Below are 13344 nucleotides of genomic sequence, written 5' to 3'. Positions count from 1 at the left end.
CCCGCCTCCGGTATTCAGGTGGAAGCTGCGTTCCTCAGACGGGCGCGCCGTACGCGACCGTCCGCGACCTCAAGGGGGTGGCATGTCCGTAGACCAGGGCAGCTCCAAGGTGCTCACGCTCGTCAAGCCTGTGACGCCGCCGGCAGTCTCCGAACGCTCGGAAGCCATCGACACCCGCACCCTCTCCCGCTCGCTCTTCCAGCGACTTGCCACCCTGGACGCGGACAGCCCGGAACGGGCCTACGTGCGCGACACCCTGATCGAGCTGAACCTGCCCCTCGTGCGGTACGCCGCCGCCCGCTTCCGCAGCCGCAACGAGCCGATGGAGGACATCGTCCAGGTCGGCACCATCGGGCTGATCAAGGCGATCGACCGGTTCGACTGCGAACGCGGCGTGGAGTTCCCGACCTTCGCTATGCCGACCGTCGTGGGCGAGATCAAACGATTCTTTAGGGACACCTCCTGGTCCGTGCGCGTCCCGCGCCGGCTCCAGGAGCTGCGCCTGGCGCTCACCAAGGCCAGCGACGAGCTCGCCCAGAAGCTGGACCGCTCGCCGACCGTCCCGGAACTCGCCGCCGTGCTGGGGGTGTCGGAGGAGGACGTCGTCGACGGCCTCGCCGTCGGGAACGCCTACACGGCCTCCTCGCTGGACTCGCCCTCCCCGGAGGACGAGGGCGGCGAGGGCTCGCTCGCGGACCGGCTCGGCTACGAGGACTCCGCGCTGGAAGGCGTCGAGTACCGCGAGTCGCTCAAACCGCTGCTGGCCAAACTCCCGCCCCGGGAACGGCAGATCATCATGCTGCGGTTCTTCGCGAACATGACCCAGTCGCAGATCGGCGAGGAGGTCGGCATCTCCCAGATGCACGTCTCCCGGCTGCTGACGCGTACGCTCGCGCAGCTGCGCGTGGGCCTCATCGGGGACTGACGCCAAAGCCGGGGCGCCCCACCGGGTCCGCCCCGGCAGGTTCCGCCCCGGCAGGGGACGGGCGAGCGCGAAGGACTTCGCTCCCGGGCTCTCGCCTCCCCGATGCCTTGCTCCCCCGGCACCTCGTTCCCTGCCGCTTCCCAATTGACGGAACGTCAGGAACACTGGCGCGATGCGAAAGGGATCGCGGGCGGCCACCGCCCTGCTCGTCCTGTGCTGCACCGCCGTCGCCGGGCTCACCGGCTGCGGCGGCCAGGCGCGCGAGGGCTTCTCCGCCGTCGGCGGCGCCGCCCCGGGCCCCGAGCGCAGCGCGGGAGAGAATGTCGCGCCGCAGGGCGTGGTCGAGTTCCAGCAGCTCGGCGGCCCGTCCCCGGCGGGCGCATCCGCCGGGTCGACCGGTACGTCGGCCACCGCCCCGGGACCGGAGACCGCGGGCGGCTCCACCCCGGGTGGAGCCACAGCCGCCCGTCCCGGCGGCTTCGGCAGCACCCCCGCAGGGGCAGGCGGCCCGGGTCGTACGACGCCGCCACCCGGCACCCCCGGCACGCCGACGAGCCCCGGGAGCCCCACCGGCCCCGTGGGCCCCACGGGCCCGACCAGCCCCACCGGGCCTCCCGGCGGGACCGGCACGAGACCCCCGGCGCCGCCACCGGCCACCCCGGCGCAGCTGACGCTGTCCCCACCCACCCGGTCCGCGGCGGCGGACCGCTGGTGCGAGCGGGTCACGGTGACCTTCACGAACACCGGTACCACTGCGGCGCGTTCGGGCACGGTCAGCTTCGCGACGCACGTCATCGGCGCGCTCGGCGTCGACTGGGCCACGATCACCACGACCCAGCCGCTGCCCGCGCCCCTCTCGGGCGGAGCCTCGAAGACGCAGACCTACATGGTGTGCCTGGAGGCCTGGCGGGTGCCGCTCGGCATGCATGTGGACACCCGGCGGGTCACCGCGACCTGGAGCTGACCCCGGCGGGCCGGCGGCAGACCCGGACGGCCGTCACAGGGCCCGCCGACCGCGGCGACCCCCGGCAGCGCCGGCTTCGGGCGCCGCCGCAGCCGCGGGCTCAGCGCAGGACCACCCAGGCGGCCGCGCCGATCATGAGCACGAGCGCGAGGACGAGCCCGACCTTCACCGCGGGGTTCGACGATGCGCCCGCCCCCTGCTCGGCGCGGCGCTGCTGACGTGACCCCGGTCCCGCCTGCCGGGCGGGTGCGGCCTCCTCGACGAAGGCGCGGAACATCTGGGTGCTGCCCGCCGGGTCGTAGTTGCCCTCGGGGCCCTGTGAGTTGTGGTTCTCAGCCATGGAGCAGGACCCTAGCCGGTTTTCCGATTCTTTTACCGCCCCACCCTCGGATTCGTTTGCCTGTAGCAACCATCCGCCTCTATGGTTGCCTTAAGCAACAAGATGGGGGTGCCCGGTGCCGACAGGGACCACACGGACCACGCCGGCGACACGGACCACCCGGACCGCTCCGCACGAGGAGCTGGCCGCCCGGCTGACCGGAATCGGTGCGGTCAAGCGCGAGCTCGCCCGCAACCTGCCCCCGGACTGCCCGCCCGGCGTCGCCGCCGTGCTCACCGTGCTCGACCGGCACGGTGAGATGCGGCTGAGCCGGCTGGCCGACCTCATGGCCGTCGACGTCTCGGTCACCAGCCGGCACGTCACCCACAGCGCCGAGCGCGGCTGGATCGAGCGCGAACCGGACCCGGTCGACGGACGCTGCCGCATCCTCCGGCTCACCCCGGCCGGACGGGCGCTGCTCGCCGATATCGGCGCCCGGTACACGGCCGCGCTGGAACGAGCCCTCCACGACTGGTCCGCCCAGGACATCGACGTACTCAACACCCTGCTGGCCCGACTCCGATCGAGCTTCTAGCGGAAGGAAAGACATGGCCCAGTCGGAGACGACGACCACCCCCGCTCCCCCATCCGTGGGCATGACGCACCCCCAGATCATGAAGGCGCTGTCCGGGCTCATGCTCGGGATGTTCGTGGCGATCCTGTCCTCCACGATCGTGTCCAACGCCCTGCCCCAGATCATCAACGACCTCGGCGGCACCCAGTCCTCGTACACCTGGGTGGTCACCGCAGCCCTGCTGTCCATGACGGCGGCCACCCCGCTGTGGGGAAAGCTGTCCGACCTCTTCAGCAAGAAGCTGCTGGTCCAGATATCCCTGGTGATCTACGTCCTCGGCTCCGTGGTCGCGGGCATGTCCCAGAACACCGGCACGCTGATCGCCTGCCGCGTGGTCCAGGGCATCGGCGTGGGAGGCCTCTCGGCCCTCGCCCAGATCGTGATGGCCGCGATGATCTCGCCCCGCGAGCGCGGCCGGTACAGCGGCTACCTGGGCGCGGTCTTCGCCGTCGCCACCGTCGGCGGCCCGCTGCTGGGCGGCGTGATCACCGACACCGACTGGCTGGGCTGGCGCTGGTGCTTCTACGTGGGCGTACCCTTCGCGGTGATCGCGCTGATCGTCCTGCAGAAGACGCTGCGGCTCCCGGTGGTGCGGCGCGACGTCAAGGTCGACTGGCTCGGCGCCTTCCTGATCAGCGCCGCCGTCTCACTGCTGCTGATCTGGGTCACGCAGGCCGGCGACTCCTACGCGTGGATCTCCTGGCAGACCTGGGCGATGACGGGCGGCTCGGTGGTCCTGGGACTGCTCTTCGTCCTCGTCGAGTCCCGTGCGAGCGACCCGATCATCCCGCTGCGGCTCTTCCGCAACACGACCATCACCCTCGCCTCGGCCGCCTCGCTCTTCGTGGGCATCGCGATGTTCTCGGGGACCGTGTTCTTCAGCCAGTTCTTCCAGCTGGCCCGGGGCGAGTCCCCCACCATGTCCGGAATCCTCACGATCCCGATGATCGGCGGGCTCTTCGTCTCATCCACCGTTTCCGGTCAGGTGATCACCAAGACCGGTCGGTGGAAGGCCTGGCTCGTCTCCGGCGGTCTGCTGCTGACGGCCGGCATGGGCCTGCTCGGCACCCTGCGCCACGACACCCCCTACTGGCACATCGCGGTCTACATGGCGGTGACCGGCCTCGGTCTCGGCATGATGATGCAGAACCTGGTCCTGGCCACCCAGAACCAGGTGGCTCCCGAGGACCTGGGCGCGGCCAGCTCGGTCGTCACCTTCTTCCGCTCCCTCGGTGGCGCGATGGGCGTCTCGGCGCTGGGCGCGGTCATGGCCCACCAGGTCACGCACTACGTCCAGGACGGCCTCACCGCCCTCGGCCCGAAGGCCGCGGCGGCCATGGGCCGACACGGCACCACCGGCGGCGGGATCCCCGACCTCGACCAGCTGCCCGCGCCCCTCCGCGAGGTCGTCGAGTCCGCCTACGGGCACGGCGTCGGCGACGTCTTCCTCTACGCCGCCCCGTTCGCGCTCCTCGGACTGGTGCTGGTGCTGTTCATCAAGGAGGTCGCCCTGAAGTCGAAGCCCGCGGTGCACTCCCCGGCCCCGGCTTCCGAGGGGGCAGCCCCGGTCACGGCTGGAAAGGCCACGGTCTGAAAGGGCAAGGGCAAGGGCAAGGGCACGGGCGGAGAGGGACACGACCGCCGGCCCGCGCCCGGGTCCCGGGCGCAGGCCTGATCCCGGCCGCGGCAGCAGCAGCGGTGGCCCTGGCCGGGATGCGGCGGTCAGGACATCGACAGCCGGGCGGAAGGAACTGCCGAACGGCCGGGTGGGCGCCGGTCGAACCGCCGCCCTGCCCGGTCCGCCCGGGTGATACCGGCGGGACACGCCTCGCGGCGTGTCCCGCAGATCAGTTCCCGCGACGGCATCAGGACGTCGGCTTGGTCAGATCGTAGAAGGCGGCTCCGCCGACCGCGGACTCCTCGAACGTCGCCCTGACCCAGTTCTCGATCTCCGTACTGGTGCCGCCACCCGGACCTCCGGGACCGCCGCCACGGCGTCCGCCGCCGTCTTCGGCGGCCTCGCCGGTACCGCTGCCGGCGCTGTCCCGGCCGATGAACCAGTGAATCTTCCCGTCCCGCACGTACTGCTGGAACTGCTCCAGGGTCGGTGACGGATCACTGCCGTTGAAGCCGCCGACCGGCATGACGGGGACACCCGACGCCAGCTGGTAACTGGCCGCGTTCTGCGAGCCGATGGCCGCCGCCGCCCAGGTGTAGGAGTCGGCGTCCGCCGTGAGGGCCGCCTTCGCCTCGGCGCCGACCCGGGCGCCGTTGAGCAGACCCCCGGCGCCGCCCGGGCCGCCGCCCGCCGGCCCGCCGGCGAAGCCTCCGGACCACTCGGCGCCGCGACCGTCCGCACCGGGCAGGCCGCCCTGACCCTGGCTCTGTCCCGGCGGTACGGCGCCCTGCGCGAACGCGCCGCCCGGCTGCTGCCCGCCGCCCTGACCCAGGGATCCGCCAGGACCTCCGGGACTGCCGACACCGCCCGGGGCACCCCGACCCGGCCCGCCCGGGCCGCCCTGCCGCAGTTCGCCGAAGCCCCCCGGTCCTCCCGGGCCGCCCGCCATCCCGCCCGGGCCTCCCCGGCCGCCCGCCACCGCCGGTCCCGCGGTCACGATGGAGCCGGTGTGCCCGGTGTTCACGGTGGTCAGGCAGTACGCGAACGGCCCGGCCAGGGCCGCCGCCACCCCGAGGCCCGCCGTGACCCGCAGCACCCGCCGGCCGACCCGCCCCGCGAACGGCAGTGCGACCGCAGCGAGCAGTCCGCCCGCCAACACCGCCCACCGCAGCCACGGCAGGTAGCCGGTGGCGCGCCCGAGCAGGACGTACGACCAGAGCGCCGTCAGCGCGAGCGTGCCGGAGAGGGTGACGGCGGCCGCAGCACTGCCGCGCTCCTCCCACAGCACGGCGACGCCCATGCCGATCAACGCGGCCACGAAGGGGGCCAGCGCCACGGTGTAGTACTCGTGGAAGATCCCCTGCATGGAGCTGAAGACCACCGCGGTGATCAGCAGCGGGCCGCCCCAGGCCAGGAAGGCCGCCCGCGCCATGCCGTCCACCGAGTCGGTGGCCCGGCCGGCCCGCCAGGTGATCACGAGTCCCGCCACGAGCAGCACCAGCGCCGCCGGCAGCAGCCAGGAGACCTGCCCGCCGATGGCGTCGGAGAACAGCCGGTCGATCCCGCTCTCCCCCCAACGCCCACCACCGCCCCCGGGGCCGGCCGCCCCGCCACCGACACTGCCGGTCTCGTTGCCGTTGATCCGGCCCAGACCGTTGTAGCCGAGGGTCAGTTCCAAGAAGGAGTTGTTCTGCGAACCGCCGATGTACGGGCGGGAGGACGCGGGCCACAGCTCGACCACGGCGACCCACCAGCCGCCCGCCACCACCATCGCGCCACCCGCCAGCAGCAGCTGGCCGAGCCTGCGACGCAGCCCGGTCGGCGCGCAGACCGCGTACAGCACGGCGAGCGGCGGCAGGATGACGAAGGCCTGCAGCGTCTTGGTGAGGAAGGCCGCGCCGACCGCTACCCCGGCCCAGACCAGCCAGCGGGTGTGCGCGCCTTCCAGGGCCCGAATCAGGCAGTAGACGGTGACGGTCAGCAGCAGGGTCAGCAGCGCGTCGGGGTTGTTGAAGCGGAACATCAGCGCGACGACGGGCGTCAGCGCGAAGGCGGCGCCGCTCAGCAGCGCGGCTCCCGCGCCGAACTGGCGGCGTACGGCGGCGTACAGGACCGCGGTGGTCGCCACCCCCATCAGTGCCTGCGGGACGAGGATCTGCCAGGAACCGAGGCCGAACAGCCGGACCGACAGCATCATCGGCCACAGGGCGGCCGGGGGCTTGTCGACCGTGATGGAGTTGCCCGCGTCGGACGAGCCGAAGAAGAAGGCCTTCCAGCTCTCGCTGCCGGCCTGGACCGCGGCCGAGTAGAAGGAGTTCGCGTAGCCGGACGAGTCCAGGTCCCACAGGAGCAGGGCCGCGGTGGCGAGCAGCAGCCCGGCGAGTGCGGGCCGTTCCCAGTGGGGGCGGTCGGTGGCGGCTCCGGCCACGGCGGCCGGGCGGATGGGGAGTGCTGCCGTGGTCATCGGCCCTCCTTGGATGTGGCGGTGCGGGAAGGGGTGCTGCGCCGCTCGGGGAACACCCAGGCGCGCAGCAGCAGGAAGCGCAGCACGGTGGCTGCGAGGTTCGCGGTGATCAGCACGGCCAGTTCGGTGCCGTGGGCGGGACGGGGCGTGGCCGCCGTCAGGGCGGCGAGGGAGCCGCTGGTGAGGGCCAGGCCGATGCCGAAGACCACCAGGCCCTGGGCCTGGTGGCGTACGGCCCCCGCCCTGCCGCGGACACCGAAGGTGAGGCGGCGGTTGGCCGCCGTGTTGGCCACGGCGGAGAGCAGCAGGGCGGCTGCGTTGGCGAGTTGGGGCCCGGCTCCGGCTCCGCCCCGGAAGGCGGAGTAGAGCACCAGATAGAGCAGCGTGGAGAGGACTCCGACGGTGCAGAAGCCGATGAACTGGCGGGCCAGGCCGCCGTCCACCCCCGGTACCGCGGTGCGGTCGCGCGGGTCGTCGCCGAAGGGGCGGGCGAGCCGGTCGAGCGGGAGCGCCCCGACGGCCAGCGCCCGGCCCACCCGCCAGACGCCTTTGAGGTCCTCGGTCGCGGTCCTGACGATGTGCACGGTGGAGTCGGGATCGTCGACCCAGTCCACCGGCACCTCGTGGATCCGCAGTCCGGCGCGTTCGGCGAGTACGAGCAGTTCGGTGTCGAAGAACCAGCCCGTGTCCTCCACCAGCGGCAACAGCCGCTCCGCGACCTCGCGCCGGATGGCCTTGAATCCGCACTGGGCGTCGGTGAATCGGGCAGCGAGGGAGGAACGCAGCAGGAGGTTGTAGGCGCGGGAGACGAACTCCCGCTTCGCTCCCCGCACGACCCGTGAGGAACGGGCCAGGCGGGTGCCGATGGCGAGATCGGAGTGACCGGAGATCAGCGGGGCGACCAGCGGCAGCAGGGCGTTGAGGTCGGTGGAGAGGTCCACGTCCATGTAGGCGAGAACGGGTGCATCGGAGCCGGACCAGACCGTACGCAGCGCCCTGCCCCGGCCCTTCTCCTCCAGACGGGTGCTGCGTACGCAGTCCAGTGCCGCGGCGAGCCCGGCCGCGACCTCGGGTGTGCGGTCGGTGCTGGCGTTGTCGGCGACCGTGATCCGGAAGGGATAGGGAAAGGTCCGCGTCAGGTGCTCGTGCAGTCTGCGCACGCACGGCCCGAGGTCCTTCTCCTCGTTGAAGACCGGGATCACCACGTCGAGGACGGGTTCGCCGGGCGCGGGCGCGAGGGGCGCGCGCGCCGGGAGGGCCCCGGGAGAGGTGTCGGTTGGCATGGTCCGACCCTCGTGGAGCCGCCTGTCACCTCGGTGTGCTGAGCCTGTGGCCCGTCTGTGAGTCCGGACCGGACACATTGGGAGCCTCGGCGAGCGGCAGCACGACCTCGAAGCAGGTCCGGCCCGGCTCGCTGCGCACGTCGACGCTGCCACCGTGGGCGGTGACCAGGGCCCGGACGATGGCCAGCCCGAGGCCCGTGGATCCGGCGGAACGCGACCGTGAGGCATCCCCGCGGGTGAAGCGCTCGAAGACACGGGGCAGCAGCTCGGGCGGGATGCCGGGGCCGTCGTCCTCGATGCGCAGCCGGACGGCGGATGTTTCACGTGAAACATGGGCGGTGACGGTGGTGCCGGGCGGTGTGTGCGTCCGGGCATTGGCCAGCAGGTTGACCAGCACCTGCTGGATACGCGCCGCGTCGGCGCGCACGGGCGCGGGTTCCTCGGGCAGGTGCAGACGCCAGTGGTGCTCGGGCCCGGCAACACGGGCATCGCTGACGGCATCGATGACGAGCGGGGCGAGATCGGTAGGGGCGTCACCGGTGGACGGCGGGCGGCCCGCGTCGAGCCGGGCGAGGAGCAGCAGGTCCTCGACGAGGCCGGTCATCCGGGTGGCTTCGGATTCGATCCGGCCCAGGGCGTGGCGGGTGTCGGGGCCGGGCTCCTCGCGGCCCCGGCGGGTGAGTTCGGCGTAGCCGCGGATGGAGGCCAGCGGCGTGCGCAACTCGTGACTGGCGTCGGCGACGAACTGCCGTACGCGCATCTCGCTCTGCTGGCGGGCGGTCAGGGCGGAGGAGACGTGGCCGAGCATCCGGTTCAGGGCGGCGCCGACCTGGCCCACCTCGGTGCGGGGGTCGGCTTCGGCGTCCGGGACCCGTTCGTGGAGGACCGGCTCGCCCTGGTGCAGCGGGAGTTCGGAGACCCGGGTGGCGGTGGCGGCGACCCGGCGCAGCGGGCGCAGGGCGACCCCGACCAGGGCCTGTCCGGCAAGAGAAGCGGCGATCAGCCCGGCGAGGGTGACGCAGACCTCGACCCCGACCAGGGTGCGCACGATGGAGTCGACCCCGTGGAGCGGGAAGGCGAGGATGAGACTGCGGTCGGGGGAGGCGAGCACCCGGTACGCGCCCAGGTCCGGCAGGTCAGCGCCCGCGACCTGCCCCGGCGAGGCCTGCGCGGCCCTCAGGGCGGCCTGGGTGAGGGTGGTGCTCTGCAGCTCGGTGAGAGCCGGCGGTACCTGGTCGGGCGACCATCCTTCGCCGCGGGTGTTCCGGGCGCTCCCGAGGACCGCGCCGCCGGGGTCCAGCCGGACGCCTACGGCGTCCAGCGGGCTGCCGGGGGGCATGACGAAGCCCACGCTGCTGTCCCGGGCCGCCTTCCCGCCGGGCGCCCGGGCGGCCATCTTCATGGACACCTCCAGCTGCTCGTCGAGCTGGGTGACCAGGTACGAGCGCAGCGCCAGGGTGGTGACGGTGCCGATGGCCGCGCCCACCACGGCGATGAGGGCCACCGCCGAGACGACGAGCCGGGTCCGCAGCGACCAAGGCCGCCAACCCCCCTGTCGCCGACTCCCGCGCGGTGCCACTATTCGGCCGGCTTGATCAGGTAACCGGCGCCGCGCCTGGTGTGGATCATCGACGGCAGGCCGAGGCCGCTCTCCAGCTTGCGGCGCAGGTAGGAGATGTACAACTCGACGACGTTGGCCTGGCCGCCGAAGTCGTAGGACCAGACCCGGTCCAGGATCTGCGCCTTGCTCAGCACGCGCCGCGGGTTGCGCATCAGGTAGCGGAGCAGCTCGAACTCGGTGGCGGTGAGGTGGACCTCCCGGCCGTCCCGCACCACCTCGTGGCTGTCCTCGTCGAGGCGCAGATCCCCGACGGTCAGGACGGAGCCGCCGCGAGCCGCCTGCGCCGCGCCCGAACGCCGTACGAGCCCGCGCAGCCGGGCCACGACCTCCTCCAGGCTGAACGGCTTGGTGACGTAGTCGTCGCCGCCGGCGGTGAGGCCGGCGATCCGGTCCTCCACGGAGTCCTTGGCGGTCAGGAACAGGACGGGGACGTGGGGGATCTCCCGGCGGAGCTGCCCGAGGACGGCGAGGCCGTCCATGTCGGGGAGCATGACGTCGAGGACCACCACGTCGGGGCGGAAGCCGCGCGCGGCCCGCAGGGCGCCGGCCCCGTCGCCGGCGCTGCGGACCTCACAGCCCTCGTAACGCAGGGCCATGGACAGCAGCTCGGAGAGCGAGGCCTCGTCGTCGACGACGAGTACCCGGCAGGGGCCTCCGTCGGGTCGGACCAGGGCCGTGTGGTTGCCGGTGGACGTGGACGCGTGGGAAGTGGTCGTCGCAGTCATACGGACACGCTCCCCGCCGCCTCTGAGAGCGTTCTTGCCCCAACCTGTGAATTCCCTGAGAAAGGACCGGTCAGCCGTCGAGGCGGAACAACCGGGCTCCGTTGTCGTGGCAGACCGCCCGCAGCCAGTCGTCGCCGAGCCCGAGCCGTTCGAGGGCGACGAGCTGGTGCTCGTACGGGTAGGGGATGTTCGGGAAGTCGGTGCCGAGCAGGATCCGGTCGCCGAGGTCCGCGAGCCGCCCCAGCTCTGCGGGCGGGAAGCCGCTCAGCCGCTCGGAGAAGTCGGTGAAGGCCATCGTCGTGTCCAGGCGCACCGCGCTGTGGCGGTCGGCGAGGTCGAGAAAGTCCGCGTACTCGGGCATGCCCATGTGGGCGATGATCAACGGCAGCCGCGGATGGCGGGCGAGCAGACGGGCGATCGGCGCGGGCCCCGTGTACGGGCCGGGGGCCGGTCCGGAGCCGCAGTGGATCACGGTCGGGATGCCGGCCTCGGCCAGCAGCCCCCAGACAGGGTCGAGCAGATCGTCGTTGGGGTCGTAGCCACCGACCTGGAGGTGCGCCTTGAAAATCCGGGCACCGGCGGTGACGGCCCGGCGGACGTACGCGGCCACCCCGTCCTCGGGGAAGAAGGTGGCGGTGTGCAGACAGTCGGGGGTGCGGGCCGCGAAATCGGCGGACCAGGCATTGAGCCAGGCGGCCATCTCCGGCTTGTGCGGGTAGAGCATCGCGGTGAAGGCCCGGACCCCGAACTCCCGCAGGAGCGCCACGCGCTGCTCCTCCTCGTGGCGGTAGGTGATGGGCCACTGGACGCCGGTCAGCGGGCCGACCGCGTCGAAGTAGTCCCACACCTTCCGCAGCACCTGCTCGGGCATGAAGTGCGTGTGGACGTCGACCAGTCCGGGCAGCCCGAGCCGCTGGCGGAAGGCGTTCACCGCATCAGTCGTTGCGGACAAACCCGTGGCTCCGCTCGACGGTGGCGACGTGCAGGGTGTAGCTCTCGTACCAGTCGGCGCGGCCCTTCCGCATGGCCGCCTGGTGCTCCATGTTCTCGCGCCACACGGTGAGGGCCTCGTGGTCCCGGAAATAGGCGACGGTGATGCCCAGGCCGCCGGGATTGCGCGCGGATTCGTAGCCGAGGTACCCGGGGATCGTCTGGACGATCTCCTCCATGCGGTCGTTGCGCTCGTCGAATCCGGTGTCGTCCGCGGTGCGGACGCTGGTGAAAACGGCCATGACATAGGGCGGTTCAAAGGCCGCCACCGGCTGAGTGGTCATGGCCTCCACCCTCGGTGGAGGGAACCCGCCATGTCCACTCGGAACGGCCCCGGAGCAGCAAAGGGATCCAAGTCTTGACCATGGCGCATGTGCCGACAGCATCCATGGCTGCGTGGAACGTCATGATCCCCCGCCGTCCTCCGGGTCCGCAACGTCAGAACAGCCCGTCCTGCTCCGTGGGAGGGCGGCCCGCGGACGGGATCCGCGCCACCGACACCGACGTCTGCGCGTCCTCGCCCGGACCGCGGAGCTCCCACCCGGCCAGCAGCCGGGTGTCGACCACCAGCCCGTCCTCGAAGTGCAGGTCGGGCCCGGCCGCGCCGACCAGCCGTCCCACGACGGCCCGGTCGGCTGTCATCTCGGTGACCACCCGGTCCGCAGCGGGGAACCCGTGCCGGCCGTCCATCCCGAACACCGCCGCGTGATCGATGACTTCACACCCCATCCGCTCCAGGGACTCCGGCCACCCGACCAGCGCCGCCGCGCGGCCATGCAGCTCGGCGACCTCCCGTGCCCGCTCCGCCGCACCCGGCAGGTGTGCCCGTACGGCGCGCTTGCGGGCGTACGCGATCCGGTCGGGCACCCCGAGCGCCGCCCGCAACAGCTCCTCGGTGCGCCGGGCCGCCATCAGCGGTCCGCGCCCCAGCCAGGTCCACGCCATCGCCCCCTGCTCCAGCAACCGGACGGAGCCGCGCTCCTCCGCGGTGATGCCGACTTTCACCAAGCCGGGCCCGAACCAGGCCAGGTAGACCCGGTAGGTCCGCGGATCGGCGGCATGGGTGTCGGCGGCCACCGAGAACGACCGGTCGAGGCGGGCGCAGTCGGGGCACTGCGCGCTCGTCCCACGACCGGGCACGGTGGCGCAGGTAGGGCACGGCGTCCGCTTTCCCGCCCGCCGCACACCGAGGCAGTGCCGCTCTCCGCGCGCGGTGAAGGCCAGCCGCTGCCCGTAGGCCAGGGTGCTCACCCGCTCGCCGCGCCCCAGGGCGTGCCACCCGATGACGGGTGCGGAGTCCTTCCACCGGATCCCGGTGCACCACCAGGTCACAGCGGGAGAGGCCGCTCGAAGAAGGTCTCCAGGACGACGGTCGCGTGCGTACCGCTCACGCCGTTGATGGCGTAGAGGCGGCGCAATACGTCCTGCAACTGCCCGGTCGAGGCGGTGCGCACCTTCACCAGTACCGACGCGCTGCCCGCGATGATGTGGGCCTCCTGGATCTCCGGGATCGCGGCGAAGTCGTCCGCCGACTCCCCCATCCACGCGTTGGAGTCGACCATCACGTAGGCGAGGACCCCGCTGCCGACCGCGGCCGGGTCGACGTCGATGGTCGTCCGCCGGATCACCCCGCGCTCGCGCAGCTTGCGTACGCGCTCGTGGGTGGCCCCGGCAGAGAGCCCGACGGCCGTGCCGAGAGCCGCGTAGGACTGCCCGGCGTCCTGCTGCAGGCGCAGGACGAGCGCCCGGTCGATGTCGTCCACGCAATCTTCCTTCCATGGGCCGGAGAACCCTTGCGAAG

Annotated in this window: 13 protein-coding genes; 4 read left to right on the top strand and 9 right to left on the bottom strand. The window is 72.5% G+C overall.

What is annotated here, in order from left to right; translation table 11 throughout:
* Positions 1–82: 82 nt before the first annotated feature.
* Positions 83–925, top strand: a complete 843-nt coding sequence (locus IF89_RS0107025; RefSeq protein ID WP_030762791.1) for an RNA polymerase sigma factor SigF — start codon at positions 83–85, stop codon at positions 923–925.
* Between the two features lie 172 nt (positions 926–1097).
* Positions 1098–1889: a hypothetical protein gene (locus IF89_RS45860; protein WP_030762788.1), complete on the top strand. Its 792-nt coding sequence runs from the start codon at positions 1098–1100 to the stop codon at positions 1887–1889.
* Positions 1890–1989: 100 nt separating this feature from the next.
* Here the strand turns inward: IF89_RS45860 and IF89_RS0107015 are convergent, their stop codons facing one another.
* A complete protein-coding gene (locus tag IF89_RS0107015; protein WP_030762785.1) occupies positions 1990–2229 on the bottom strand; it encodes a hypothetical protein in 240 nt (79 codons plus the stop codon).
* Positions 2230–2344: 115 nt separating this feature from the next.
* Between IF89_RS0107015 and IF89_RS0107010 the strand changes: the two genes are divergently transcribed.
* Together IF89_RS0107010 and IF89_RS0107005 are read left to right on the top strand one after the other, a co-directional pair.
* Positions 2345–2803 carry a MarR family winged helix-turn-helix transcriptional regulator gene (locus IF89_RS0107010; protein ID WP_051806854.1) on the top strand — a complete coding sequence of 153 codons (459 nt, stop codon included), beginning with the start codon at positions 2345–2347 and terminating at the stop codon, positions 2801–2803.
* Between the two features lie 13 nt (positions 2804–2816).
* Complete coding sequence (locus IF89_RS0107005; protein ID WP_078628135.1) at positions 2817–4436, top strand: MDR family MFS transporter; 1620 nt, start codon at positions 2817–2819, stop codon at positions 4434–4436.
* 271 nt (positions 4437–4707) lie between these two features.
* On the opposite strand, the gene IF89_RS0107000 is transcribed toward IF89_RS0107005, so the two are convergent.
* From IF89_RS0107000 to IF89_RS0106965, 8 genes are all read right to left on the bottom strand, one after another.
* Positions 4708–6924 carry an ArnT family glycosyltransferase gene (locus IF89_RS0107000; protein WP_030762776.1) on the bottom strand — a complete coding sequence of 739 codons (2217 nt, stop codon included), beginning with the start codon at positions 6922–6924 and terminating at the stop codon, positions 4708–4710.
* Positions 6921–8207, bottom strand: a complete 1287-nt coding sequence (locus IF89_RS0106995; protein ID WP_043193187.1) for a bifunctional glycosyltransferase family 2/GtrA family protein — start codon at positions 8205–8207, stop codon at positions 6921–6923. Before IF89_RS0106995 ends, IF89_RS0107000 begins: the two co-directional genes overlap by 4 nt.
* 25 nt (positions 8208–8232) lie before the next feature.
* The gene (locus tag IF89_RS0106990; RefSeq protein ID WP_420706886.1) at positions 8233–9711 is read right to left on the bottom strand and encodes a sensor histidine kinase; all 1479 of its coding nucleotides are present in this window, start codon (positions 9709–9711) and stop codon (positions 8233–8235) included.
* A gap of 74 nt (positions 9712–9785) precedes the next feature.
* A complete protein-coding gene (locus IF89_RS0106985; protein ID WP_030762766.1) occupies positions 9786–10553 on the bottom strand; it encodes a response regulator transcription factor in 768 nt (255 codons plus the stop codon).
* 70 nt (positions 10554–10623) lie between these two features.
* Positions 10624–11505: an amidohydrolase family protein gene (locus IF89_RS0106980; protein WP_030762763.1), complete on the bottom strand. Its 882-nt coding sequence runs from the start codon at positions 11503–11505 to the stop codon at positions 10624–10626.
* Positions 11489–11827, bottom strand: a complete 339-nt coding sequence (locus IF89_RS46905; RefSeq protein WP_030762760.1) for an antibiotic biosynthesis monooxygenase family protein — start codon at positions 11825–11827, stop codon at positions 11489–11491. The genes IF89_RS0106980 and IF89_RS46905 overlap by 17 nt, the downstream gene beginning before the upstream one ends.
* Before the next feature lie 154 nt (positions 11828–11981).
* Positions 11982–12875, bottom strand: a complete 894-nt coding sequence (locus IF89_RS0106970; protein WP_030762757.1) for a DUF2797 domain-containing protein — start codon at positions 12873–12875, stop codon at positions 11982–11984.
* Entirely contained in the window at positions 12872–13306 is a 435-nt protein-coding gene (locus IF89_RS0106965; protein ID WP_030762755.1) for an Lrp/AsnC family transcriptional regulator, read from the bottom strand. Before IF89_RS0106965 ends, IF89_RS0106970 begins: the two co-directional genes overlap by 4 nt.
* Between the last annotated feature and the right edge of the window lie 38 nt (positions 13307–13344).

Origin of the sequence: Streptomyces sp. NRRL F-2664 (assembly GCF_000719345.1) — a bacterium.
In the GTDB taxonomy this organism is placed as follows: domain Bacteria; phylum Actinomycetota; class Actinomycetes; order Streptomycetales; family Streptomycetaceae; genus Streptomyces.
Note: the sequence above shows the minus strand (reverse complement) of the source record. Positions and strands in the feature narration are given on the sequence as shown.

Coding starts and splice junctions, on each gene's coding strand:
- IF89_RS0107025 (WP_030762791.1), top strand. CDS start 83: ATGTCCGTAGACCAGGGCAGCTCCAAGGTGCTCACGCTCGTCAAGCCT.
- IF89_RS45860 (WP_030762788.1), top strand. CDS start 1,098: ATGCGAAAGGGATCGCGGGCGGCCACCGCCCTGCTCGTCCTGTGCTGC.
- IF89_RS46905 (WP_030762760.1), bottom strand. CDS start 11,827: ATGACCACTCAGCCGGTGGCGGCCTTTGAACCGCCCTATGTCATGGCC.
- IF89_RS0107005 (WP_078628135.1), top strand. CDS start 2,817: ATGGCCCAGTCGGAGACGACGACCACCCCCGCTCCCCCATCCGTGGGC.
- IF89_RS0107000 (WP_030762776.1), bottom strand. CDS start 6,924: ATGACCACGGCAGCACTCCCCATCCGCCCGGCCGCCGTGGCCGGAGCC.
- IF89_RS0107015 (WP_030762785.1), bottom strand. CDS start 2,229: ATGGCTGAGAACCACAACTCACAGGGCCCCGAGGGCAACTACGACCCG.
- IF89_RS0106995 (WP_043193187.1), bottom strand. CDS start 8,207: ATGCCAACCGACACCTCTCCCGGGGCCCTCCCGGCGCGCGCGCCCCTC.
- IF89_RS0106985 (WP_030762766.1), bottom strand. CDS start 10,553: ATGACTGCGACGACCACTTCCCACGCGTCCACGTCCACCGGCAACCAC.